We start from the raw sequence: 22,883 nt of genomic DNA on the forward strand, positions 1-22,883 counted from the left end.
ATGACTGATTACCTGTTACTGTTTGTCGGAACCGTACTGGTCAACAACTTTGTACTGGTCAAGTTTCTGGGCCTCTGTCCGTTTATGGGCGTTTCCAAAAAGCTGGAAACCGCGATGGGGATGGGGCTGGCAACAACATTTGTCATGACGCTGGCGTCAATCTGCGCCTGGCTTATCGACACGTGGATTTTAATCCCGCTCAATCTGATTTACCTGCGTACGCTGGCATTTATTCTGGTGATTGCCGTAGTCGTGCAGTTCACCGAGATGGTTGTGCGTAAAACCAGCCCTGTACTTTATCGTCTACTGGGCATTTTTCTGCCGCTGATAACCACAAACTGTGCGGTGCTTGGCGTAGCATTGTTGAATATTAATCTCGGACATAATTTCTTGCAGTCGGCGCTGTACGGTTTTTCCGCCGCCGTCGGCTTCTCACTGGTAATGGTGCTTTTTGCCGCGATACGCGAACGCCTGGCTGTAGCCGATGTCCCGGCCCCTTTCCGCGGTAATGCCATTGCACTGATTACCGCAGGTCTTATGTCTCTGGCCTTTATGGGCTTTAGTGGTTTGGTGAAGTTGTAATGAATGCTATCTGGATTGCCGTTGCCGCCGTGAGCCTGTTAGGCCTGGTGTTTGGCGCCATTCTGGGTTATGCCTCCCGCCGTTTTGCGGTGGAAGACGATCCGGTCGTTGAGAAAATTGACGAAATTTTACCACAGAGCCAGTGTGGTCAGTGTGGCTATCCTGGCTGCCGCCCGTATGCGGAAGCTATAAGCTGCAATGGGGAAAAGATCAACCGCTGCGCGCCCGGCGGGGAAGCCGTAATGTTGAAAATTGCCGGGCTGCTTAATGTCGAGCCACAACCACTGGACGGCGATGCACAAGAGTTGACGCCAGCGCGTATGGTGGCGGTTATCGATGAAAATAACTGTATTGGCTGCACCAAATGTATTCAGGCGTGTCCGGTAGACGCCATTGTCGGTGCCACCCGTTCCATGCATACAGTGATGAGCGAACTGTGCACAGGCTGCAATCTGTGTGTTGACCCGTGCCCGACACAATGCATTTCCTTACAACCGGTCGCAGAAACGCCTGACAGCTGGAAATGGGATCTGAACACCATTCCCGTGCGTATCATTCCTGTGGAACACCATGCTTAAGTTATTCTCTGCTTTCAAAAAAAATAAAATCTGGGACTTCAATGGCGGCATTCATCCACCGGAGATGAAAACTCAGTCTAACGGTACTCCCTTGCGTCAGGTTCCACTGGCGCAGCGTTTTGTTATGCCGCTAAAACAGCATATTGGCGCAGAAGGCGAGTTGTGCGTCAGCGTTGGCGATAAAGTGCTGCGCGGTCAGCCTCTGACTCGTGGTCGCGGCAAAATGCTGCCTGTTCACGCGCCCACATCCGGTACCGTAACAGCCATTGCGCCCCACTCTACCGCACATCCTTCGGCATTAGCTGAATTAAGCGTGATTATTGATGCCGATGGCGAAGACCGCTGGATCCCACGCGATGGTTGGGTCGATTATCGCTCACGTAGCCGGGAAGCGTTAATTGAACGCATTCATCAGTTTGGCGTCGCCGGGCTTGGCGGCGCAGGCTTCCCGACAGGCGTTAAATTGCAGGGCGGCGGCGATAAAATCGAAACCTTGATCATCAATGCCGCTGAATGCGAGCCGTATATTACTGCCGATGACCGTCTGATGCAGGATTGTGCTGCCCAGGTTGTAGAGGGCATTCGCATTCTTGCGCATATCCTCCAGCCGCGCGAAATTCTTATCGGTATTGAAGATAACAAACCGCAGGCGATTTCCATGCTGCGCGCGGTTCTGGCGGATTCTCACGATATTTCATTGCGCGTTATTCCGACTAAATACCCTTCCGGCGGCGCCAAACAGTTAACGTACATTCTGACCGGTAAGCAAGTGCCGCACGGCGGTCGCTCATCGGATATTGGCGTATTAATGCAAAATATTGGTACGGCTTACGCGGTGAAACGAGCTGTCATCGACGGCGAGCCCATTACCGAACGCGTCGTAACGCTGACCGGTGAAGCGATTACGCGTCCGGGCAATGTCTGGGCACGACTGGGCACCCCGGTAAAACACCTGCTTACTGATGCTGGTTTTTGCCCTTCTGCCGATCAAATGGTAATTATGGGCGGCCCACTAATGGGCTTTACATTGCCGTGGCTTGACGTTCCGGTGGTAAAAATCACCAACTGCCTGTTGGCGCCATCTGCCAGTGAATTGGGTGAACCACAGGAAGAGCAAAGTTGTATCCGCTGCAGCGCCTGTGCTGACGCCTGCCCTGCCGATTTATTGCCGCAACAGTTGTACTGGTTCAGTAAAGGCCAGCAGCACGATAAAGCTACTACGCATAATATTGCTGACTGTATTGAATGTGGCGCCTGCGCGTGGGTTTGCCCAAGCAATATTCCACTGGTGCAATATTTCCGCCAGGAAAAAGCGGAGATTGCGGCCATTCGTCAGGAAGAAAAACGCGCCGCAGAAGCGAAAGCACGTTTTGAAGCCCGGCAGGCTCGTCTGGAACGCGAGAAGGCAGCACGTCTGGAGCGACATAAAAGCGCAGCGGTACAACCTGCCGCTAAAGACAAAGATGCGATTGCTGCTGCACTGGCACGGGTGAAAGAGAAACAAGCCCGGGCCACGCAACCTGTTGTGATTAAGGCCGGCGAACGACCGGATAACAGTGCGATTATTGCGGCCCGGGAAGCGAGAAAAGCGCAAGCCAGAGCGAAACAGGCGGAATTGCAACAGACCAACGACGCAGCGCCCATTGCCGATCCGCGTAAAGCTGCCGTTGAAGCCGCTATCGCCCGCGCCAAAGCTCGCAAACTGGAACAACAGCAAGCCAGCGCAGAAGCGGAAGAACAGATCGACCCGCGTAAAGCCGCCGTTGAAGCCGCTATCGCCCGCGCCAAAGCTCGCAAACTGGAACAACAGCAAGCCAGCGCAGAAGCGGAAGAACAGATCGACCCGCGTAAAGCCGCCGTTGAAGCCGCTATCGCCCGCGCCAAAGCACGCAAACTGGAACAACAGCAAGCCAGCACAGAAGCGGAAGAACAGATCGACCCGCGTAAAGCCGCCGTTGAAGCCGCTATCGCCCGTGCCAAAGCGCGTAAGCTGGAACAACAGCAGACAAACGCAGAACCAGAAGAACAGGTTGATCCGCGTAAAGCGGCAGTTGCCGCGGCTATCGCCCGTGTTCAGGCTAAAAAAGCCGCCCAGCAAAAGGTTGTAAACGAGGACTAAATGGTATTCAGAATAGCTAGCTCCCCTTATACCCATAACCAGCGTCAGACCTCCCGCATTATGCTGCTGGTGTTGATTGCAGCTATACCGGGAATCGCTGCGCAACTGTGGTTTTTTGGCTGGGGTACACTCGTTCAGATCTTGTTGGCATCCGTTAGTGCTCTGTTAGCCGAAGCCCTTGTGCTCAAACTACGCAAACAGCCAATAGCCGCGACGTTGAAAGATAACTCAGCATTGTTGACCGGCTTATTACTGGCGGTCAGTATTCCGCCTCTCGCACCATGGTGGATGGTAGTGCTGGGTACGGTGTTTGCGGTGCTCATCGCTAAACAGTTATATGGCGGCCTGGGGCAGAATCCGTTTAACCCGGCAATGATTGGTTATGTGGTATTACTGATCTCCTTCCCGGTGCAGATGACCAGTTGGTTACCGCCGCATGAAATTGCGGTCAACATACCCGGATTTATCGACGCAGTACAAGTGATCTTCAGCGGTCATACCGCCAGCGGTGGCGATATGAACACACTACGCCTGGGCATCGATGGCATCAGCCAGGCAACGCCGCTGGATACGTTCAAAACCTCCATTCGCGCCGGTCATTCGGTTGAACAGATTATGCAGTACCCAATCTACAGAGGTATGCTGGCGGGCGCTGGCTGGCAATGGGTAAACCTCGCCTGGCTGGTTGGCGGCGTCTGGTTGTTATGGCAGAAAACTATTCGTTGGCATATTCCGGTCAGTTTTTTAGTATCGCTGGGGCTATGCGCTACTCTGGGCTGGTTGTTCGCACCGGAAACACTCGCATCGCCGCAAATTCATCTGTTGTCTGGCGCAACCATGCTCGGCGCGTTCTTTATTCTGACCGATCCAGTGACTGCGTCCACCACTAATCGTGGCCGTCTGATTTTCGGCGCGCTGGCAGGTTTATTAGTCTGGTTGATCCGTAGTTTTGGCGGCTATCCTGATGGCGTGGCTTTTGCTGTCCTGCTGGCAAACATTACGGTTCCCCTGATCGATTACTACACGCGTCCACGCGTCTACGGCCATCGCAAAGGATAAACCATGCTGAAAACAATCCGAAAACACGGTATCACGCTGGCGCTGTTTGCCGCAGGCTCTACCGGATTAACCGCAGCTATTAACCAGATGACTAAAACCACTATTGCGGAACAAGCCAGCTTGCAACAGAAAGTATTATTTGATCAAGTGCTGCCAGCCGATCGCTATAACAATGCACTGGCGCAGAGTTGTTATCTGGTGACTGCACCTGAGCTCGGTAAAGGTGAACATCGGGTTTATATCGCAAAACAGGATGGCAAACCGGTAGCCGCCGTGCTGGAGGCGACAGCGCCCGATGGTTATTCCGGCGCGATTCAGTTGCTGGTCGGGGCCGATTTTAACGGCACGGTACTGGGCACTCGAGTGACGGAACACCACGAAACGCCGGGTCTTGGCGATAAAATTGAACTGCGACTCTCTGACTGGATAACCCATTTCGCGGATAAAAAAATCAGTGGTGCGAATGACAGTCACTGGGCAGTAAAGAAAGATGGCGGTGATTTCGACCAGTTTACCGGCGCCACCATTACTCCTCGCGCCGTGGTAAATGCGGTTAAACGCGCCGGGTTATACGCCCAGACGTTACCGACACAGATTTCTCAACTTCCGGCCTGTGGAGAATAAACCGTGAGCGAAATTAAAGACGTTATTGTTCAGGGATTATGGAAAAACAACTCCGCGTTGGTCCAGTTGCTTGGCCTCTGCCCGCTACTGGCGGTCACATCTACCGCCACCAACGCACTGGGCTTAGGACTTGCTACAACGCTGGTGCTGACTCTCACCAACCTGACCATCTCTACGCTGCGTCACTGGACTCCGGCTGAGATTCGTATTCCGATTTACGTCATGATCATCGCTTCTGTGGTTAGCGCCGTACAGATGCTGATCAACGCCTATGCCTTCGGTCTGTATCAATCGTTAGGGATTTTTATTCCATTGATTGTCACTAACTGTATCGTTGTCGGGCGCGCTGAAGCCTTCGCGGCCAAAAAGGGGCCCGCTCTCTCGGCACTGGATGGTTTTTCAATTGGCATGGGGGCAACCTGCGCCATGTTCGTGCTGGGCTCGTTGCGAGAAATCATCGGTAACGGCACGCTGTTTGACGGTGCTGATGCGCTGTTGGGGAGCTGGGCCAAAGTACTGCGGGTAGAAATCTTCCACACCGATTCCCCATTCCTGTTGGCAATGTTACCGCCAGGCGCATTTATTGGTCTGGGATTAATGCTGGCAGGAAAATACCTGATTGATGAAAAAATGAAAAAGCGCCGTACTGAAGCAGTCGCTACACGTGAGTTGCCGGACGGCGAAACAGGGAGTGTCTGATGAACAAAGCAAAACGACTGGAAATCCTCACTCGCCTGCGTGAGAACAATCCTCATCCCACAACCGAACTTAATTTCAGTTCACCTTTTGAGCTGTTGATTGCCGTACTGCTTTCTGCACAAGCAACCGACGTGAGTGTCAATAAAGCGACGGCAAAGCTCTATCCGGTGGCGAATACGCCTGCCGCAATGCTCGAACTGGGGGTTGACGGTGTAAAAACGTACATTAAAACCATTGGGTTATATAACAGCAAAGCAGAAAATATCATCAAAACCTGCCGTATTTTGCTGGAACAGCATAACGGTGAAGTCCCGGAAGATCGTGCGGCGCTGGAAGCCCTGCCCGGCGTCGGGCGCAAAACGGCTAATGTCGTGCTGAATACTGCTTTTGGCTGGCCTACTATTGCTGTGGATACGCACATTTTCCGTGTCTGTAATCGCACCCAATTTGCTCCCGGTAAAAATGTCGAACAGGTTGAAGAAAAGCTGCTGAAAGTGGTTCCGGCAGAATTTAAAGTCGATTGCCATCACTGGTTAATCCTTCACGGGCGTTATACCTGCATAGCTCGTAAGCCTCGCTGTGGCTCCTGCATTATTGAAGATCTTTGTGAATACAAAGAGAAGGTTGACATTTAACGCAAATGGGTAATGTCGTTTACCCATTCATAACCTTTCTTCATCCTCTTCAAAAACATCTTTTTAACGTTAATGATGCCGCCTCGTTGCGGCATCATCAGGCAATCCGTTCGTGAATAACCAAAAATGCAGGTTAATTGTTTTTTTAATAGCGAAATTTTCTATCCATTTGTGATTAGAATCACATTGATATAAAAATGTAAAAACATTACGTTTTTGAAGTTAAATTAGATACGGTATTGATTCACCCCCATCGGAAACCTACAAAACATTACACTGGCTATTTTTAAGATAATGGACTATCACACTGCATAAAACACCTTATAGCAGAACATATCGCCAAACAGGAATAATCACCCTATTACAGTAGTGAAAAAATCTGTCGTTACGTTTTTTGAAAAATTTAACGCTGGATAACATTTCCAGGAACCGATGAATTCCCTGCATCAGTTATATGTAACAGATTATTACAAAGCTCTTGTCTGAAAGTGCAAGATAGTGAACATTACCTGCCGTTTCCCCTCCCACTATAACAATTGCGCGTATGTTTTTTAGGCATCACGCGAGAAAGCACCCCCGTTAATATGGGATGTAAAAAAAGAGGTAAAAGTGTCCACAGCAAACCAAAAACCAACAGAAAGCGTTAGTTTGAATGCTTTCAAACAACCGAAAGCGTTCTATCTCATCTTCTCGATTGAGTTATGGGAACGTTTTGGTTACTACGGCCTACAAGGAATTATGGCTGTCTACCTGGTTAAACAACTGGGTATGTCTGAAGCGGATTCAATCACTCTTTTCTCTTCCTTTAGCGCGCTGGTTTACGGTCTGGTCGCTATCGGCGGCTGGTTAGGCGATAAGGTACTGGGTACTAAACGCGTCATTATGCTCGGCGCAATTGTACTGGCGATTGGCTATGCACTGGTTGCCTGGTCTGGTCACGATGCCGGTATCGTCTATATGGGTATGGCCGCCATTGCAGTAGGTAACGGCCTGTTTAAAGCCAACCCGTCTTCGCTGCTTTCTACTTGCTATGAGAAAAACGACCCGCGTCTGGACGGTGCATTTACCATGTACTATATGTCCGTCAACATCGGTTCTTTCTTCTCTATGATTGCGACGCCATGGCTGGCGGCAAAATACGGCTGGAGCGTCGCATTCGCTCTTAGCGTCGTCGGCCTGTTGATCACTATCGTTAACTTCGCCTTCTGTCAGCGTTGGGTTAAACAGTACGGTTCGAAACCTGACTTTGAACCGATCAACTACCGTAATCTGCTGCTGACCATTATTGGCGTTGTGGCGCTGATCGCTGTAGCGACCTGGCTGCTGCACAACCAGGAAGTTGCGCGTATGGCGCTGGGCGTTGTTGCCTTCGGTATCGTGGTTATCTTTGGTAAAGAAGCCTTCGCGATGAAAGGTGCCGCGCGTCGTAAAATGATCGTCGCCTTCATCCTGATGCTGGAAGCTATCATCTTCTTCGTGCTGTACAGCCAGATGCCGACATCACTGAACTTCTTCGCCATTCGTAACGTTGAGCACTCTATTCTGGGTCTGGCAGTTGAACCAGAACAGTATCAGGCGCTGAACCCGTTCTGGATCATCATTGGTAGCCCGATTCTGGCAGCTATCTACAACAAGATGGGTGATACCCTGCCAATGCCGACCAAGTTTGCAATCGGCATGGTGATGTGTTCTGGCGCATTCCTGATTCTGCCGCTGGGTGCGAAATTTGCTTCTGACGCTGGTATCGTTTCTGTAAGCTGGCTGGTTGCAAGCTATGGTTTGCAGAGTATCGGTGAGCTGATGATCTCTGGCCTGGGCCTGGCAATGGTTGCACAGCTCGTTCCGCAACGCCTGATGGGCTTCATTATGGGTAGCTGGTTCCTGACCACTGCGGGTGCAAACCTGATTGGCGGTTATGTTGCAGGGATGATGGCTGTACCAGATAACGTTACTGATCCGCTGATGTCGCTGGAAGTTTATGGCCGCGTGTTCTTACAGATTGGTGTTGCCACTGCCGTTATCGCAGTGCTGATGCTGCTGACCGCGCCGAAACTGCATCGCATGACGCAGGATGACGCTGCAGACAAAGCCGCGAAAGCTGCCGTAGCGTAAATATCAGGGAAACTCTTTTACAAGTCGCTAACTTTTCGTTAGCGGCTTTTTTTTTGTTCAGCAACGCACTACCATACTTTAAATCACAGCCAAAAGGAGTTACCGATGAAACTGTTCTACAAACCGGGCGCCTGCTCTCTTGCTTCCCATATCACTCTGCGTGAGAGCGGAAAGGACTTTACGCTCGTCAGCGTGGATTTAATGAAAAAACGTCTCGAAAATGGTGATGATTACTTTGCCGTTAACCCGAAGGGACAGGTTCCTGCGTTGCTGCTGGATGACGGTACTCTGTTGACAGAAGGTGTAGCCATTATGCAATACCTTGCCGACAGCGTCCCCGATCGCCATTTGCTAGCGTCAGTGAACAGTATTTCTCGCTACAAAACCATCGAATGGCTGAACTATATCGCCACCGAACTGCATAAGGGATTTACTCCGCTGTTTCGACCGGATACGCCGGAAGAATACAAACCGACGGTGCGCGCGCAACTGGAGAAGAAACTGCAATATGTTAACGATACACTCAAAGATGGGCACTGGATCTGCGGGCAACGTTTCACCATTGCCGACGCCTATCTGTTTACTGTGTTGCGCTGGGCATACGGAGTGAAACTGAATCTGGAAGGTCTGGAGCATATCGCCGCATATATGCAGCGAATGGCTGAACGTCCGGCGGTCAAAGCCGCACTGACGGCGGAAGGATTGCAGTAACAAACATTGGCCCACAGGAGTCTGTGGGCCAAATATTTATATTTTTACCAGCAATCTAATTTCAGAGCCTAGTCGCACTGAAATAGTGTTCTGGTTTGGCAATGCGATCCTGCGCTGCAACCACCTGCAATTCATATTCCTGCATTGCTTTGGTGGTCACCATGATTTCGTATACCGCTGCGGTTACATGTTCCAGCGCCTGTTGAAGTGTCACACCCTGTAACAGTTTCACCAGCAGTAAACCACTCGTCACATCACCAACCCCCACTGGCTGGCGCGCACCAAAATCTACCAGTGGGCGGCTTATATGCCAGGCTTCATCCGCGGTGACCAGCAACATCTCAAAACGATCGTGGCTGTAGCCAGCACGGGCCAGATGTTTCACCAGGACAATTTGCGGCCCTTGCGCAATGAGTTCGCGAGCGGCCATAACGGCTTCTTCGACGTTATGTACCGGATGCCCGCAGAGTATTTCCAGCTCAACCAGATTCGGGGCGATGATGTCGCTTGCGGGTAGACCATAACGTACGTGGAACTCCGCTACGCCCGCCGCAACGATGCAGCCTTTTTCTGGATGCCCCATTACCGGATCACAAAAATATTTCGCCTGTGGGTTAGCCGCTTTCACCTGACGCACAATACCAAGAATATGTTCGCCCTGCTCAGCCGATCCCAGATAACCACTCAATACGGCATCACAGGTGTGTAATTTATCGATGGCGGCAATGCCCTGCACAATCTCGGTTAAATGACTGGGCGGCATCACGCAACCTGTCCATTTGCCGTATTGGGTGTGATTGGAAAATTGAACGGTATTCAGCGGCCAGACATTTGCGCCGAGGCGGCGCATCGGAAACTCTGCCGCGCTGTTACCCGCATGACCATAGACAACGTGAGACTGGATAGCGAGAATATTTTTCATCATGTTCCCTGTATAAAAATCAGGGGAGTGATTTCTCACTCCCCCTTTCAACCTAATGCATTATTTCCAGCAAATCAGACAATAATTCTTTTTACCGCGACGCAGCAGAGTATAACGACCAAACAGGCGATCTTCTTCTTTAAAGAAGTATTCAGGATCGGTCTGTTTTTCACCGTTAATGGTGATGGCATTCGACGCGATAGTTTTACGCGCCTGACCACGCGATGGTTGTAATTCAGAATCGACCAGCGCCTGCATCAGGTCAGCGCCTTTTTCCATTTCAACCATCGGTACGCCATCCTGCGCCAGTTGTTCGAAGTCTGCTTCGCTAAGCGCACTCAAAGAACCACTGAACAGACATTCAGTAATACGTTTTGCCGCCTGCAAACCTTCTTCGCCGTGAACCAGACGAGTCACCTGCTCCGCCAGCACATACTGGGCGCGCGGCGCTTTACCGCTGTTTTTATCTTCTTCTTCGAGGGCATTGATCTCTTCAATGCTCATGAAAGTGAAGAACTTCAGGAAACGGTAGACATCAGCGTCCGCAGTATTGATCCAGAACTGATAGAATTTGTACGGACTGGTTTTCTTCGGATCCAGCCATACTGCGCCGCCTTCGGTTTTACCAAACTTGGTGCCATCAGCTTTGGTAATCAGCGGAACTGTCAGACCAAACACCTGATTTTGATGCAGACGACGGGTCAGATCGATACCAGAAGTAATGTTACCCCACTGGTCAGAACCGCCAATTTGCAGCGTAACCCCGTACTGCTTGTTCAGACAGGCAAAGTCATAGCCCTGCAACAGGTTGTAAGAAAACTCGGTGAACGAAATACCCTGATCTTCACGGTTGAGACGCTGCTTGACTGCTTCTTTGTTGATCATCTGGTTAACAGAGAAGTGTTTACCGATATCGCGCAAGAAGGTCAGCACGTTCATATTACCGAACCAGTCATAGTTGTTCGCAGCGATAGCAGAGTTTTCTCCACAGTCGAAATCGAGGAACGGGGCAACTTGCTTACGAATTTTGTCCACCCATTCCTGAACAGTTTCTTCGGTGTTCAGCTTACGCTCGGCAGCTTTGAAGCTCGGGTCGCCAATCAGCCCCGTCGCGCCGCCGACCAGCGCAACCGGCTTGTGGCCCGCCTGCTGGAAGCGTTTCAGGCATAACAATGGAACAAGATGCCCCAAATGCAAGCTGTCAGCGGTAGGATCGAAGCCGCAATAGAGCGCGATCGGGCCTTGCGCCAGTCGCTCTGCTAACGCTTCCTCGTCCGTCACCTGGGCCACCAGCCCCCGCTCTTGCAATTGTTTAATCAAGTTACTGCTTGCCATCAAAATCTCCATGTTTATAACGACTGCACCTTTGCCGGTACACGACTTTTCGCCAGATGCGAAAGAGACATAGAATAAAGTGCCGGAATCAGGAGTACCAGCGATTAACGCAAGATTTTTGCATCTTTTCAGGGGGCGAGACGATCGATTTTCCACGCCTCGTTTTCACGCTGGTACAAAAAGCGGTCATGCAGTCGATGTTCGCCGCCCTGCCAGAACTCAATCTGTTCAAGGCTAACGCGAAAACCGCCCCAGAAACTCGGCAGCGGAACTTCCCCCTGTTGAAACTTTTGCTTCAGTTCAAGGAATTTACTTTCAAGGATCCCACGCGCAGAAATACGGCTGGACTGCTTCGATACCCACGCACCAATCTGGCTATCACGCGGGCGGCTATGAAAATATTTCATCACTTCGAGAGTCGAAAGACGTTCCGCTTTACCTGTCACCATCACCTGGCGTTCAAGGGTATGCCACGGGAACAGTAGGCTAACACGCGGGTTATTTTCGATTTGGTGTGCTTTACGGCTGCCAAGATTGGTGTAAAACACCATGCCTTTTTCATCGTAATGTTTTAGTAAAACAATGCGCTGATACGGTTGGCCATGTTCATCAACGGTAGCGACGACCATCGCAGTAGGATCGGCCAGTTTGGCTTCACAAGCCTGAGAAAGCCAGCGTTCAAAAAGGGTTAAAGGATCGGCGGGAAGATCGCGGCGGCGTAAACCACCTTTGGTATATTCACGGCGCAGATGCGCGATTTGCTGCAATTCGTCGTTATCAGACATAGTTTTCTTTACGGATTGTCAGTGGGTGACGCTATTGTGCGCCGCCCCTGGAAAAATCTCAACGCTGTGGATTTTGTAACTGACAGTTATTCAGGACGATGCGATCGCGTTTATAAACTGTCGCTTCATCGCCTTTCGACCAGAAAACATAAATACCATCGGTATAACGCGCGCCAGAAGCGGAGATGCCCTGCTTGAGATGCAGCAATTGATTATCGTAAACAAAACTGACTTCCTGACGTGGATTATTCAGTTTTACCGTCAGCGGCTTTTCATCACACTGGTATTCCAGTGTGTCAGTTTGCAGGCGTTCAGCCAGTTGATTAAACGCACTACAGCCAGTGAGAAGTACCGGCAGGCAGATAAGTAACAGTTTTTTCATAAACATATCCCGAAGACTTTCCTGGTCCAGAGGGCAAAAAGCCCTCCCTAACTTTCCAAGTGTAACGGCAGACGCAGTAAGAAAAATTCAGTTAACTCTGATATCGCGGGTTTGCAGGAAAAATCGCGCCCAGAACGCTCTCCTCGCTTGCGCCGGTGACCGAAGGCAAATTACCAGGAAGGCCAGCCAGCGTCCGCCAGGCAAGCCAGGCAAAGGCCAGCGCTTCCATGTCATCACCGCTAATACCGACAGCATCAGTCGTAGTCACTTCAGTTCCTGGCAACAATGCAGCAAGTCGCGCCATCACCAGTGGATTACGGCTTCCGCCGCCGCATACCATCAATCGCTCACAGCCGCCGCTCAATAATACTTGTTCAGAAATAGTCACCGCCGTCAGCTCTGCCAATGTCGCCTGGACATCGCGCGCATCAACACACGGGAAATGCCGCAGATGGCGCTCCAGCCAGCCATAGTTAAAGTATTCGCGTCCGGTGCTTTTCGGCGCGGGCTGGGAAAAATACGAATCGCTAAGCATATTTTGCAACAATGGAAGAATAACTTTACCCGCCCGCGCCCACTCGGCGTCTTTATCGTAAGATTTGCCAGTCTGACGCCAGATCCACGCATCCATCAGCATATTGCCCGGTCCGGTATCGTAACCGCCCACAGGTTGCCCCGGAATGAGCAGCGACAAATTAGCAATTCCGCCAATGTTGAGCACCATTCGTCGCTCCGTGGGGTGCGCCAGCAATGCATGATGAAAAGCTGGCACCAGCGGCGCCCCCTGCCCGCCTAGCGCAATATCGCGACGGCGAAAATCACCGACAACGGTAATTCCTGTTCGCGCGACAATCTGATTGTTATCGCCAATCTGTATAGTGTGTGGCGCCGGCCCAGTCGGTTCGTGCCAGACAGTCTGCCCGTGGCAACCAATCGCAACGATGTCTTTTGGCTGCAAACCTTGCTCTTTTAGTAACGCATTGACCGCATCAGCAAACAGTCGCCCAAGTTGGTTATCCAGTTGACCAAACCGGGAGAGCGTAAGCTGTTGTCCCTGACAAATATCCAGTACAGCCTGTTTTAGCGAGACGGGGATCGGCCAGCTCAAACTTGCCTGCTGTGCTACCCGGTGCTCATCGATCGTCGCCAACACAACATCAACACCATCAAGACTGGTGCCTGACATAACGCCAATAAAGCGGCCTGATTTCATAGTTCATCCTTTTTCAATCTGACGTTTGCGCACCACTCAAGCATAAACTTTTCGTGAATACCATGTGTGGTGACCGATTTTTACGGCTGGTAGTAAAACATTATCTTCAAATCAATAATAATCATGAATGTTTTGTTTATAATTGGTTCATCCTACTTTCATTATGATTCGCTCATATTTGGTAGTGTATGTAACCATGGATTCACATATGCCATATACTTTGACCATGAGGGATACTTGCGTGGTACTTCATGGTGAACAGGAGATTTTTCAATGATTAAACGCGTGTTGGTTGTTTCAATGGTAGGTCTGTCTCTTGCCGGTTGTGTTAACAACGATACCCTTTCAGGAGATGTTTATACCGCGTCTGAAGCGAAACAAGTACAGAATGTCAGCTATGGTACAATCGTTAATGTACGCCCGGTACAAATTCAAGGCGGTGATGATTCCAACGTTATCGGCGCGATTGGCGGCGCGGTGCTTGGCGGTTTCCTTGGGAACACGGTTGGCGGCGGCACTGGGCGTTCTCTGGCTACTGCAGCAGGTGCGATTGCAGGCGGCGTAGCCGGTCAGGGTGTGCAGAGCGCCATGAATAAAACGCAGGGCGTCGAGCTGGAAATTCGTAAGGATGATGGCAACACCATAATGGTGGTACAAAAACAAGGGAGTACCCACTTCTCCCCAGGACAACGCGTAGTACTGGCAAGCAATGGCAGCCAGGTGACCGTTTCTCCACGCTAATTAAGTTGGCATGTGGCCAGTAGCCTGACCGCATGCCCCTTTCATTTCATCCTTTAGCCTGTAGCTCAATAATATTATGCTCAAGTTTTGCGATGAGCTTAATCAACTGCTCCAGTTCTTCAGGTGAGATCCCTTGTAAAATTTCTGCCCGCGTTTTGTTGATAACGGCTTCCATTTCGCAAATCAGCGGTTCCGCCTTCTCCGTCAGTTTAATACGTTTAGCCCGACGATCGCTGGCGCAAGTTTGACGCGAAATTAACCCTTTCTCTTCCAGTTGGTCCAGAGTACGAACCAGTGAAGGTTGCTCGATGCCAATCGCTTTAGCCAGTTGAATTTGCGACTGGTCTGGAGGTAACTGATGAATGTTATGCAACGTCACCCAGTGAGTTTGCGTTAACTCCAGAGGTTTCAGGCGATGGTCTATCAGAGCACGCCATATGCGCACCAACCGTGCCAGATCAGAACCTAGTGGCGATTCCAATTTCATCTCCTTATAATTAGCTTGCTAAGATATTATACAGCTTTTAGAATAGTGTGCAGCAATTGTATTGCTAAAACAAATGTATTGCTGCATTTGCTTACCGTCAGACATATTTTTCAGAAATTGCGCGCAAACTTTTCGCATTTAACGAACATTTATTAATCTAAAGCAATACATTCGCCCGTAAAGGAATCTATTTTGTGAAGTTTATGCCTAATACAGCAGGATTGCCCTTACAAGATCTGGTGCTTGGCGCATCCATCTACTTTCCCCCGTTCTTCAAAGCCTTCGCGCTTGGATTTGTCATCTGGCTGGTCGTACACCGCCTGCTGCGCGACTGGATCTACGCTGGCGATATCTGGCATCCATTGTTAATGGATTTATCACTGTTTGCTATTTGCGTTTGTCTCGCCCTGGCAATACTGATTGCGTGGTAATTATGTCAATTAAAACAATTAAGTATTTTTCAACAATTTTTGTCGCGGTCGTTGCAATACTCGCCGGATGGTGGCTGTGGAACTATTACATGCAGTCACCGTGGACACGTGATGGTAAAGTGCGCGCGGAACAGGTCACTATTACACCTCAGGTCTCAGGACGTATTGTTGAGCTGAATATAAAAGACAACCAACTGGTCAAAGCGGGCGATATTCTGTTTACCATCGATAAAACCCCCTTCCAGATCGCCGAGCTGAATGCCCGGGCACAACTGGCAAAAGCGCAATCTGATCTCGCCAAAGCCAATAACGAAGCCAACCGCCGCCGCCATCTCTCGCAAAATTTTATTTCTGCCGAAGAACTGGATACCGCCAACCTCAATGTCAAAGCGATGCAGGCCAGTGTCGATGCCGCGCAAGCAATGCTGAAACAAGCGCAGTGGCAACTGTCGCAAACGGATGTTCGCGCTCCAGTTAGCGGATGGGTCACTAACCTCACGACCCGCGCAGGTGACTATGCCGATACTGGTAAACCGCAGTTTGCCCTTGTCGATAGCCGTTCTTTTTATGTAGTTGGTTACTTTGAAGAGACCAAATTGCGTCATATTAAAGAAGGTGCGCCAGCACAAATTACGCTGTATAGCGACAACAGAAAGTTACAGGGTCACGTTTCCAGTATTGGGCGGGCCATTTATGATCAAAGCGTAGAAAACGATTCCAGCCTGATCCCAGACGTGAAACCTAACGTGCCCTGGGTTCGTCTTGCCCAGCGAGTACCAGTCCGCTTTCGTTTAGATAGCGTTCCCAACAATTTAACCCTGGTCTCTGGTACTACCTGCAGCATAGCCGTAGGTCAATAATGAAGGCATCGTTAACGTCTTTGCGCAATTTGCCATGGTTTAAAGCCACGCTGGCACAATGGCGATATGCATTACGTAACACCATTGCCATGTGCCTGGCCCTTTCCGTTGCCTATTATTTGAATCTGGATGAGCCCTACTGGGCGATGACCTCAGCAGCGGTAGTAAGCTTTCCCACCGTAGGCGGCGTCATCAGCAAAAGCCTGGGACGTATCGCCGGCAGTTTATTGGGAGCGACGGCGGCACTGATCCTTGCCGGGCATACTCTCAATGAACCCTGGTTATTTCTGTTAAGTATGGCGACATGGCTTGGCTTTTGTACCTGGGCTTGTGCGCACTTCACCAATAATGTGGCGTATGCGTTTCAACTGGCGGGTTACACTGCAGCAATTATCGCCTTTCCGATGGTCAATATCACCGAAGTGACCCAACTGTGGGACATTGCCCAGGCACGCGTGTGTGAAGTGATTGTCGGTATTCTTTGCGGCGGGATGATGATGATGATCCTGCCCAGCAGCTCCGATGCTACCGCTCTTTTAACTGCGTTAAAAAATATGCACGCCCGCTTACTGGAGCATGCCAGTTTGCTCTGGCAGCCTGAAACAAACGATGCCATTCGTACAGCGCATGAAGGCGTGATTGGGCAAATATTAACAATGAATTTGTTACGTATTCAGGCGTTCTGGAGCCACTATCGCTTTCGCCAGCAAAACGCACGCCTTAATGCGCTTTTGCACCAACAGTTGCGTCTGACCAGCGTCATCTCCAGTCTGCGACGAATGTTACTGAACTGGCCCTCATCGCCAGCCGCAACGCGGGAAATCCTCGAACAGTTATTAAAGGCGCTTGCCAGTACGCAAACGGATTTTTACACCGTCGCACGCATTATTGCCCCGTTACGCCCAACAAACTCTGCCGATTATCGACACGTCGCTTTTTGGCTGCGTTTACGCTATTTCTGCCAACTGTATTTGCAAAGCAGCCAGGACTTGCGTCATCTGCAAAGCGGGGCAAATGATCATGTCAGACTCCCCCGTACCTCAGGACTGGCGCGTCATACCGATAACATCGAAGCCATGTGGAGTGGGCTACGCACATTTTGTACATTAATGATGATTGGCGCGTGGAGTATCACTTCACAATGGGATGCGGGCGCTAATGCGCTAACACTGGCGGCAATCAGTTGCGTACTTTATTCCGCCGTCCCGGCGCCATTTAAATCGCTATCGCTGTTGATGCGCACGCTGGTGTTGCTTTCTCTGTTTAGCTTTGTCGTTAAATTCGGTCTGATGGTGCAGATTAGCGATCTGTGGCAATTTTTATTGTTTCTCTTTCCGCTGCTGGCAACGATGCAACTTCTTAAATTGCAGATGCCGAAACTTGCCGCAACATGGGGGCAACTGATTGTTTTTATGGGATCGTTTATCGCTGTCACTAACCCGCCAGTATATAATTTCGTAGATTTTCTTAATGATAATCTGGCAAAAATCGTCGGCGTTGCGCTTGCGTGGCTGGCGTTCGCCATTCTCCGTCCTGGTTCTGATGCGCGCAAAAGCCGCCGCCATATTCGCGCGCTGCGTCGGGATTTTGTCGATCAACTTAGTCGACGCCCAATCCTGAGTGAAAGTGAATTTGAATCGCTCACCTATCATCACGTCAGTCAGTTAAGTAACAGCCAGGATGCGCTGGCCCGCCGTTGGTTATTGCGTTGGGGGGTTGTACTACTGAACTGTTCGCATGTTGTCTGGCAGTTGCGCGATTGGGAATCGCGCTCCGATCCGTTATCGCGAGTGCGTGATAACTGTATTGCACTGTTGCGGGGAGTCATGAGTGAGCGTGGCGTCCAACAAAAATCACTGGCGGCTATACTTCATGAACTACAGCGAATTTGCGACAGCCTTGCCCACCATCATCAGCCTGCCGCCCGGGAACTGGCGGCGATTATCTGGCGATTACACTGCTCACTTTCCCAGCTTGAACAAGCACCGCCGCAAGGTACGCTGGTCTCTTAATTACTTAATAGTCCCCTCACCGCCGTCCAATGATTTTGGCTGACAGGACATATTATCGCCACCGGAATAGCAAGGCTAAATCGTTTCCAGGGGCTTTCGTTCAACGTGAACCCGTGGCGCATATCTGAACGGAAAATCCCCAAAAAACGCTTATGGCACGTCATAACCGATTGCCGCTTTACGAATACGGAACCACTGTTGACGAGTCATTTTCAGCGCTTCAGCTTCGACCGCAGAACGTATCCGCTCAATTTTACCGGAACCAATAATCGGCAATGGCTGCGACGGCAGACGTAATATCCACGCATAAACAACTTGTTCGATAGAAGCAGCATTTAATTCTTCCGCCACCACAGCAAGCTCATCACGCAGCGGCTGGAAATAATCATCATTAAACAGGCGACCACCACCAAGGCAGGACCACGCCATCGGACGAATACGCAGTTGTTGCAGTTGGTCGAGCGTACCATCCAGCAGTAATGGCTGGTGTACAGGTGATATTTCCACTTGATTGGTAGCAAGGGTAAATGGCAAACGCGATTGCAATAGCGCAAATTGCGCAGGTGTGAAATTGGATACCCCAAAGTGACGTACTTTACCGCTCTGGTGTAGATGTTTAAACGCCTCCGCCACTTCATCGGCATCCATCAGCGGGTCGGGACGGTGGATCAACAACAGATCCAGGCGATCGGTTGCGAGGTTAACCAGCGACTGTTCGGCACTTTTGATAATGTGGTCGCGGTCAGTAATATAATGCCCAATGACGTTTTCTTCACGCGCAGTCGTCGCGATGCCACATTTAGTGACGATTTCCATCCGTTCACGCAGATGAGGCGCCAGTTTCAGCGCCTCGCCAAACGCCGCTTCACACTGATATCCACCATAAATATCAGCGTGGTCCACGGTAGTCACGCCGAGATCCAGATGCTCTTCAATAAAACTGACCAACTGGCGGGAGGACATATTCCAGTCCATTAGTCGCCAGTAGCCCATCACAAAACGGGAAAACTCCGGGCCTTGCGGTGCAATAGTAATACGCTGAACCATAATCGCTTCCTCTTATCAGATATGAGAGGAGTATACGCAAGATTATGCTTAAAAGAGTGATGGTTGCTCCGGTTCATCTGATGATGTTGGCTTATTCGCGCGTAATTTACGCATCAATCGCTGACGACACAGGCGTAACACCTCTTGTTTTTCGCCATCGCTCATTTTATTCCAGTTAAAACGCTCATCCCGGCTACGAAAACAGCCGCGACAAAATCCGCGCTCATCAGACTGGCAAATTCCCCGGCACGGGCTCTGGACGGGAAAGAACTCTAATTGCTCCGCCATTTCGCCCTCCTGAGATGAGTTTTACTCTAAATAATTCGGGTTGCAGGAAGGCGACGAATGAATCCCCAGGAGCTTACTAAAGTAAGTGGCTGAGGTGAGCGAACACGGTCGCAGCACATGCAACTTGAAGTATGACGAGTATATTGTATCTATTGAAGCTCTTAATACCCAAAGTAGCAACTTTGCTTGTACTAGACCGACTGGTCTACTACACTCCAACGCATGAACAAACATACCGAACATGATACTCGCGAACATCTCCTGACTACGGGTGAGCAACTTTGCCTGCAACGTGGGTTCACCGGGATGGGGCTAAGCGAATTACTGAAGACCGCTGAAGTGCCGAAGGGGTCCTTCTATCACTACTTTCGCTCTAAAGAAGCATTTGGCGTTGCCATGCTTGAGCGTCATTACGCGGCATATCACCAGCGACTGACGGAGTTGCTGCAATTCGGCGAAGGTAATTACCGCGACCGCATTCTGGCTTATTACCAGCAGACGCTGAACCAGTTTTGCCAACACGGAACCATCAGTGGTTGCCTGACAGTAAAACTCTCTGCCGAAGTGTGCGACCTGTCAGAAGATATGCGCAGTGCGATGGATAAAGGCGCTCGCGGCGTGATCGATCTGCTCTCTCAGGCGCTGGAAAATGGCCGTGATAGCCATTGTTTAACCTTTTATGGCGAACCGCTGCAACAGGCACAAGTACTTTACGCACTGTGGCTGGGCGCGAATCTGCAGGCCAAGATTTCGCGCAGTTTCGAGCCACTGGAAAACGCGTTGGCACATGTAAAAACCATTCTTGCGACGCCTGCCGTTTAGTAGGCTTTTTTTATCACCAGAAGACCGGGAGCCTTTATGTCATCTGAAAAACTGTATTCCCCACTGAAAGTGGGCGCGATCACGGCAGCAAACCGTATTTTTATGGCGCCACTGACGCGTCTGCGCAGTATTGAACCGGGTGACATCCCTACCCCGTTGATGGCGGAATATTATCGCCAACGCGCCAGCGCCGGTTTGATTATCAGTGAAGCCACACAAATTTCTGCCCAGGCAAAAGGCTATGCCGGTGCGCCAGGCATTCATAGCCCGGAGCAAGTTACCGCATGGCAGAAAATCACCGCTGGCGTTCATGCTGAACACGGCCACATTGCGGTGCAACTGTGGCACACCGGTCGCATTTCTCACGCCAGCTTGCAGCCAGGTGGTCAGGCGCCTGTGGCACCGTCTGCGCTTAGTGCTGGCACCCGAACTTCTCTGCGTGATGAAAACGGTCAGGCAATCCGTGTCGATACGTCCATGCCGCGTGCACTGGAACTGGAAGAAATTCCTGGCATCGTTAATGATTTCCGCCAGGCCATCGCTAACGCTCGTGAAGCCGGGTTTGATCTGGTGGAACTCCACTCTGCTCACGGTTATTTACTGCATCAGTTCCTTTCACCTTCTTCAAACCATCGTACCGATCAGTACGGCGGGAGTGTGGAAAATCGCGCACGTCTGGTGCTGGAAGTGGTCGATGCCGGGATTGAAGAATGGGGCGCCGATCGCATTGGTATTCGTGTTTCACCAATCGGTACGTTCCAGAACACCGATAATGGTCCGAATGAAGAAGCCGATGCGCTGTATCTGATTGAGGAACTGGGGAAACGCGGCATTGCTTATCTGCATATGTCCGAACCAGACTGGGCTGGCGGCAAACCGTATACCGATGCTTTCCGTGAAAAAGTACGCGCCCGTTTCCGCGGCCCGATTATCGGCGCTGGCGCATACACGGTAGAAAAAGCCGAAACACTGATCGGCAAAGGGTTAATTGATGCAGTGGCGTTTGGTCGTGACTGGATTGCAAACCCGGATCTGGTCGCCCGCTTGCAGCGCAAAACCGAGCTTAACCCACAGCGCACTGAAAGTTTCTATGGCGGCGGCGCGGAAGGTTATACCGATTACCCCACGCTGTAATCCAACATTGCGAGCGGCGCAAAGCCGCCGCTATACTAAAACAACTTTTTGAATCTGTTAGCCATTTTGAGGATATAAAGATGCGTCTTCTTCATACCATGCTGCGCGTTGGCGATCTGCAACGTTCCATCGATTTTTATACCAACGTGCTGGGCATGAAATTACTGCGTACCAGCGAAAACCCGGAATACAAATACTCACTGGCGTTTGTTGGCTACGGCCCGGAAACCGAAGAGGCGGTCATTGAATTGACCTACAACTGGGGCGTCGATAAATACGAACTCGGCACCGCTTATGGTCATATTGCGCTTAGCGTCGATAACGCCGCCGAAGCGTGCGAAAAAATTCGTCAGAACGGCGGTAACGTTACCCGTGAAGCTGGTCCGGTAAAAGGCGGTACTACGGTTATCGCGTTTGTGGAAGATCCTGACGGTTACAAAATTGAATTGATCGAAGAGAAAGACGCTGGTCGCGGCCTGGGCAACTAATCTCCTGTCGGGCGTGAACTCATCACGCCCGCATCTTACTGCATCGGCGAATAATATTTGTCATAATGCGCGCTGCAATTTTTCCGTATTAAGAGAATCTGATGTCCGATAACGCTCAACTTACCGGTCTGTGCGACCGTTTTCGTGGTTTTTATCCTGTTGTGATCGATGTTGAAACAGCCGGGTTCAATGCCAAAACCGATGCGCTGCTCGAGATTGCCGCCATCACCCTGAAAATGGATGAACAAGGCTGGCTGATGCCGGACACCACATTACATTTCCACGTCGAACCGTTTGTCGGCGCTAATTTGCAGCCGGAGGCCCTCGCCTTTAACGGCATTGACCCGAACGATCCAGAGCGTGGCGCGGTCAGTGAATACGAGGCGCTGCATGAAATTTTCAAAGTTGTACGTAAAGGCATTAAAGCGAGCGGCTGTAACCGTGCCATTATGGTGGCGCACAATGCTAATTTCGACCACAGCTTTATGATGGCCGCCGCAGAACGCGCCTCACTGAAACGTAATCCATTCCACCCTTTCGCCACTTTCGATACCGCGGCGCTGGCTGGCCTGGCGCTTGGGCAGACGGTGTTGTCAAAAGCTTGCCAGACCGCAGGTATGGAGTTTGACAGCAACCAGGCGCACTCCGCACTGTACGATACCGAACGCACTGCCGTGCTGTTTTGTGAAATCGTCAATCGCTGGAAACGTCTGGGAGGCTGGCCGCTGCCTGTCGCCGAAGAGGTGTAATCGAGTCGATGCCTGATGACATGCCATGATTCAGGCATCTATAGTGAGGCTATTCCACGCATCATGTA

The 22,883-nt window shown here is 50.7% G+C and carries 25 protein-coding genes; 17 read left to right on the top strand and 8 right to left on the bottom strand.

Features of this window, described 5'->3' with window-relative positions; all coding sequences use genetic code 11:
• From rsxA to gstA, 9 genes are all read left to right on the top strand, one after another.
• Positions 1-582, top strand: a complete 582-nt coding sequence (gene rsxA, locus PS053_RS03180) for an electron transport complex subunit RsxA (RefSeq protein ID WP_000133193.1) — start codon at positions 1-3, stop codon at positions 580-582.
• Entirely contained in the window at positions 582-1,160 is a 579-nt protein-coding gene (rsxB, locus tag PS053_RS03185) for an electron transport complex subunit RsxB (RefSeq protein ID WP_000991826.1), read from the top strand. The genes rsxA and rsxB overlap by 1 nt, the downstream gene beginning before the upstream one ends.
• Positions 1,153-3,279: an electron transport complex subunit RsxC gene (gene rsxC, locus PS053_RS03190; protein ID WP_204620176.1), complete on the top strand. Its 2,127-nt coding sequence runs from the start codon at positions 1,153-1,155 to the stop codon at positions 3,277-3,279. Before rsxB ends, rsxC begins: the two co-directional genes overlap by 8 nt.
• Complete coding sequence (gene rsxD / locus PS053_RS03195) at positions 3,280-4,338, top strand: electron transport complex subunit RsxD (RefSeq protein ID WP_000231881.1); 1,059 nt, start codon at positions 3,280-3,282, stop codon at positions 4,336-4,338.
• Positions 4,339-4,341: 3 nt separating this feature from the next.
• Positions 4,342-4,962 carry an electron transport complex subunit RsxG gene (rsxG, locus tag PS053_RS03200; protein ID WP_044709551.1) on the top strand — a complete coding sequence of 207 codons (621 nt, stop codon included), beginning with the start codon at positions 4,342-4,344 and terminating at the stop codon, positions 4,960-4,962.
• A 3-nt stretch (positions 4,963-4,965) separates the two neighbouring features.
• The gene (rsxE, locus tag PS053_RS03205) at positions 4,966-5,661 is read left to right on the top strand and encodes an electron transport complex subunit RsxE (protein WP_001289648.1); all 696 of its coding nucleotides are present in this window, start codon (positions 4,966-4,968) and stop codon (positions 5,659-5,661) included.
• Positions 5,661-6,296 (top strand): endonuclease III, encoded by a 636-nt coding sequence (gene nth, locus PS053_RS03210; protein WP_001030332.1) that lies wholly within the window; start codon positions 5,661-5,663, stop codon positions 6,294-6,296. The genes rsxE and nth overlap by 1 nt, the downstream gene beginning before the upstream one ends.
• Before the next feature lie 609 nt (positions 6,297-6,905).
• Positions 6,906-8,408, top strand: coding sequence for a dipeptide/tripeptide permease DtpA (dtpA, locus tag PS053_RS03215; protein ID WP_000100944.1), 1,503 nt, complete (start codon positions 6,906-6,908; stop codon positions 8,406-8,408).
• Positions 8,409-8,513: 105 nt separating this feature from the next.
• A complete protein-coding gene (gstA, locus tag PS053_RS03220) occupies positions 8,514-9,119 on the top strand; it encodes a glutathione transferase GstA (RefSeq protein ID WP_000765741.1) in 606 nt (201 codons plus the stop codon).
• 61 nt (positions 9,120-9,180) lie between these two features.
• Here the strand turns inward: gstA and pdxY are convergent, their stop codons facing one another.
• The 5 genes from pdxY to anmK form a co-directional block, all read right to left on the bottom strand.
• On the bottom strand, positions 9,181-10,041 hold the full coding sequence (gene pdxY, locus PS053_RS03225; protein ID WP_025238958.1) for a pyridoxal kinase PdxY: 861 nt from the start codon (positions 10,039-10,041) through the stop codon (positions 9,181-9,183).
• Positions 10,042-10,101: 60 nt separating this feature from the next.
• Positions 10,102-11,376, bottom strand: coding sequence for a tyrosine--tRNA ligase (tyrS, locus tag PS053_RS03230; RefSeq protein WP_002462226.1), 1,275 nt, complete (start codon positions 11,374-11,376; stop codon positions 10,102-10,104).
• Positions 11,377-11,504: 128 nt separating this feature from the next.
• Positions 11,505-12,161 carry a pyridoxamine 5'-phosphate oxidase gene (gene pdxH, locus PS053_RS03235; RefSeq protein ID WP_001282322.1) on the bottom strand — a complete coding sequence of 219 codons (657 nt, stop codon included), beginning with the start codon at positions 12,159-12,161 and terminating at the stop codon, positions 11,505-11,507.
• 58 nt (positions 12,162-12,219) lie between these two features.
• Positions 12,220-12,549: a C-type lysozyme inhibitor gene (gene mliC, locus PS053_RS03240; protein ID WP_000480881.1), complete on the bottom strand. Its 330-nt coding sequence runs from the start codon at positions 12,547-12,549 to the stop codon at positions 12,220-12,222.
• A gap of 85 nt (positions 12,550-12,634) precedes the next feature.
• Complete coding sequence (gene anmK, locus PS053_RS03245) at positions 12,635-13,756, bottom strand: anhydro-N-acetylmuramic acid kinase (protein ID WP_044709844.1); 1,122 nt, start codon at positions 13,754-13,756, stop codon at positions 12,635-12,637.
• A gap of 273 nt (positions 13,757-14,029) precedes the next feature.
• Between anmK and slyB the strand changes: the two genes are divergently transcribed.
• Positions 14,030-14,497 (top strand): outer membrane lipoprotein SlyB, encoded by a 468-nt coding sequence (slyB, locus tag PS053_RS03250; RefSeq protein ID WP_000597186.1) that lies wholly within the window; start codon positions 14,030-14,032, stop codon positions 14,495-14,497.
• Between the two features lie 46 nt (positions 14,498-14,543).
• Here the strand turns inward: slyB and slyA are convergent, their stop codons facing one another.
• A complete protein-coding gene (gene slyA, locus PS053_RS03255; RefSeq protein ID WP_002462228.1) occupies positions 14,544-14,978 on the bottom strand; it encodes a transcriptional regulator SlyA in 435 nt (144 codons plus the stop codon).
• A 200-nt stretch (positions 14,979-15,178) separates the two neighbouring features.
• Here slyA and PS053_RS03260 point away from each other — a divergent pair, with 200 nt between their 5' ends.
• Genes PS053_RS03260 through PS053_RS03270 form a run of 3 tightly spaced genes read left to right on the top strand, consistent with a single transcriptional unit; the run spans position 15,179 to position 18,287 of the window.
• Positions 15,179-15,415 carry a DUF1656 domain-containing protein gene (locus tag PS053_RS03260; protein ID WP_000671029.1) on the top strand — a complete coding sequence of 79 codons (237 nt, stop codon included), beginning with the start codon at positions 15,179-15,181 and terminating at the stop codon, positions 15,413-15,415.
• Positions 15,416-15,417: 2 nt separating this feature from the next.
• Entirely contained in the window at positions 15,418-16,275 is an 858-nt protein-coding gene (locus tag PS053_RS03265; protein ID WP_059216320.1) for an efflux RND transporter periplasmic adaptor subunit, read from the top strand.
• Positions 16,275-18,287 (top strand): FUSC family protein, encoded by a 2,013-nt coding sequence (locus PS053_RS03270; RefSeq protein ID WP_025238955.1) that lies wholly within the window; start codon positions 16,275-16,277, stop codon positions 18,285-18,287. Before PS053_RS03265 ends, PS053_RS03270 begins: the two co-directional genes overlap by 1 nt.
• 150 nt (positions 18,288-18,437) lie before the next feature.
• On the opposite strand, the gene PS053_RS03275 is transcribed toward PS053_RS03270, so the two are convergent.
• Positions 18,438-19,334: an aldo/keto reductase gene (locus PS053_RS03275; protein ID WP_000250676.1), complete on the bottom strand. Its 897-nt coding sequence runs from the start codon at positions 19,332-19,334 to the stop codon at positions 18,438-18,440.
• A gap of 48 nt (positions 19,335-19,382) precedes the next feature.
• On the bottom strand, positions 19,383-19,622 hold the full coding sequence (locus tag PS053_RS03280; protein ID WP_000840482.1) for a DUF1289 domain-containing protein: 240 nt from the start codon (positions 19,620-19,622) through the stop codon (positions 19,383-19,385).
• A 222-nt stretch (positions 19,623-19,844) separates the two neighbouring features.
• Between PS053_RS03280 and nemR the strand changes: the two genes are divergently transcribed.
• From nemR to rnt, 4 genes are all read left to right on the top strand, one after another.
• Positions 19,845-20,444 (top strand): DNA-binding transcriptional regulator NemR, encoded by a 600-nt coding sequence (gene nemR, locus PS053_RS03285; RefSeq protein ID WP_044714899.1) that lies wholly within the window; start codon positions 19,845-19,847, stop codon positions 20,442-20,444.
• A 36-nt stretch (positions 20,445-20,480) separates the two neighbouring features.
• Positions 20,481-21,578 (top strand): N-ethylmaleimide reductase, encoded by a 1,098-nt coding sequence (gene nemA / locus PS053_RS03290; RefSeq protein WP_125059385.1) that lies wholly within the window; start codon positions 20,481-20,483, stop codon positions 21,576-21,578.
• Between the two features lie 80 nt (positions 21,579-21,658).
• Positions 21,659-22,066 carry a lactoylglutathione lyase gene (gene gloA, locus PS053_RS03295; protein ID WP_001237802.1) on the top strand — a complete coding sequence of 136 codons (408 nt, stop codon included), beginning with the start codon at positions 21,659-21,661 and terminating at the stop codon, positions 22,064-22,066.
• 101 nt (positions 22,067-22,167) lie between these two features.
• A complete protein-coding gene (gene rnt / locus PS053_RS03300) occupies positions 22,168-22,815 on the top strand; it encodes a ribonuclease T (RefSeq protein WP_001282295.1) in 648 nt (215 codons plus the stop codon).
• Positions 22,816-22,883: the final 68 nt, after the last annotated feature.

It is taken from the genome of Escherichia albertii, from assembly GCF_028622335.1.
Classification (GTDB): Bacteria; Pseudomonadota; Gammaproteobacteria; order Enterobacterales; family Enterobacteriaceae; genus Escherichia; species Escherichia albertii.

Excerpts from the sequence above, each read along its gene's own strand:
- nemR (WP_044714899.1), top strand. The coding sequence starts at position 19,845 with ATGAACAAACATACCGAACATGATACTCGCGAACATCTCCTGACTACG.
- rsxD (WP_000231881.1), top strand. The coding sequence starts at position 3,280 with ATGGTATTCAGAATAGCTAGCTCCCCTTATACCCATAACCAGCGTCAG.
- PS053_RS03270 (WP_025238955.1), top strand. The coding sequence starts at position 16,275 with ATGAAGGCATCGTTAACGTCTTTGCGCAATTTGCCATGGTTTAAAGCC.
- gloA (WP_001237802.1), top strand. The coding sequence starts at position 21,659 with ATGCGTCTTCTTCATACCATGCTGCGCGTTGGCGATCTGCAACGTTCC.
- nemA (WP_125059385.1), top strand. The coding sequence starts at position 20,481 with ATGTCATCTGAAAAACTGTATTCCCCACTGAAAGTGGGCGCGATCACG.
- rsxC (WP_204620176.1), top strand. The coding sequence starts at position 1,153 with ATGCTTAAGTTATTCTCTGCTTTCAAAAAAAATAAAATCTGGGACTTC.
- rsxG (WP_044709551.1), top strand. The coding sequence starts at position 4,342 with ATGCTGAAAACAATCCGAAAACACGGTATCACGCTGGCGCTGTTTGCC.
- gstA (WP_000765741.1), top strand. The coding sequence starts at position 8,514 with ATGAAACTGTTCTACAAACCGGGCGCCTGCTCTCTTGCTTCCCATATC.
- mliC (WP_000480881.1), bottom strand. The coding sequence starts at position 12,549 with ATGTTTATGAAAAAACTGTTACTTATCTGCCTGCCGGTACTTCTCACT.
- anmK (WP_044709844.1), bottom strand. The coding sequence starts at position 13,756 with ATGAAATCAGGCCGCTTTATTGGCGTTATGTCAGGCACCAGTCTTGAT.
- PS053_RS03280 (WP_000840482.1), bottom strand. The coding sequence starts at position 19,622 with ATGGCGGAGCAATTAGAGTTCTTTCCCGTCCAGAGCCCGTGCCGGGGA.
- slyB (WP_000597186.1), top strand. The coding sequence starts at position 14,030 with ATGATTAAACGCGTGTTGGTTGTTTCAATGGTAGGTCTGTCTCTTGCC.
- nth (WP_001030332.1), top strand. The coding sequence starts at position 5,661 with ATGAACAAAGCAAAACGACTGGAAATCCTCACTCGCCTGCGTGAGAAC.
- pdxH (WP_001282322.1), bottom strand. The coding sequence starts at position 12,161 with ATGTCTGATAACGACGAATTGCAGCAAATCGCGCATCTGCGCCGTGAA.
- rnt (WP_001282295.1), top strand. The coding sequence starts at position 22,168 with ATGTCCGATAACGCTCAACTTACCGGTCTGTGCGACCGTTTTCGTGGT.
- rsxA (WP_000133193.1), top strand. The coding sequence starts at position 1 with ATGACTGATTACCTGTTACTGTTTGTCGGAACCGTACTGGTCAACAAC.
- rsxB (WP_000991826.1), top strand. The coding sequence starts at position 582 with ATGAATGCTATCTGGATTGCCGTTGCCGCCGTGAGCCTGTTAGGCCTG.
- pdxY (WP_025238958.1), bottom strand. The coding sequence starts at position 10,041 with ATGAAAAATATTCTCGCTATCCAGTCTCACGTTGTCTATGGTCATGCG.
- PS053_RS03275 (WP_000250676.1), bottom strand. The coding sequence starts at position 19,334 with ATGGTTCAGCGTATTACTATTGCACCGCAAGGCCCGGAGTTTTCCCGT.
- tyrS (WP_002462226.1), bottom strand. The coding sequence starts at position 11,376 with ATGGCAAGCAGTAACTTGATTAAACAATTGCAAGAGCGGGGGCTGGTG.
- PS053_RS03265 (WP_059216320.1), top strand. The coding sequence starts at position 15,418 with ATGTCAATTAAAACAATTAAGTATTTTTCAACAATTTTTGTCGCGGTC.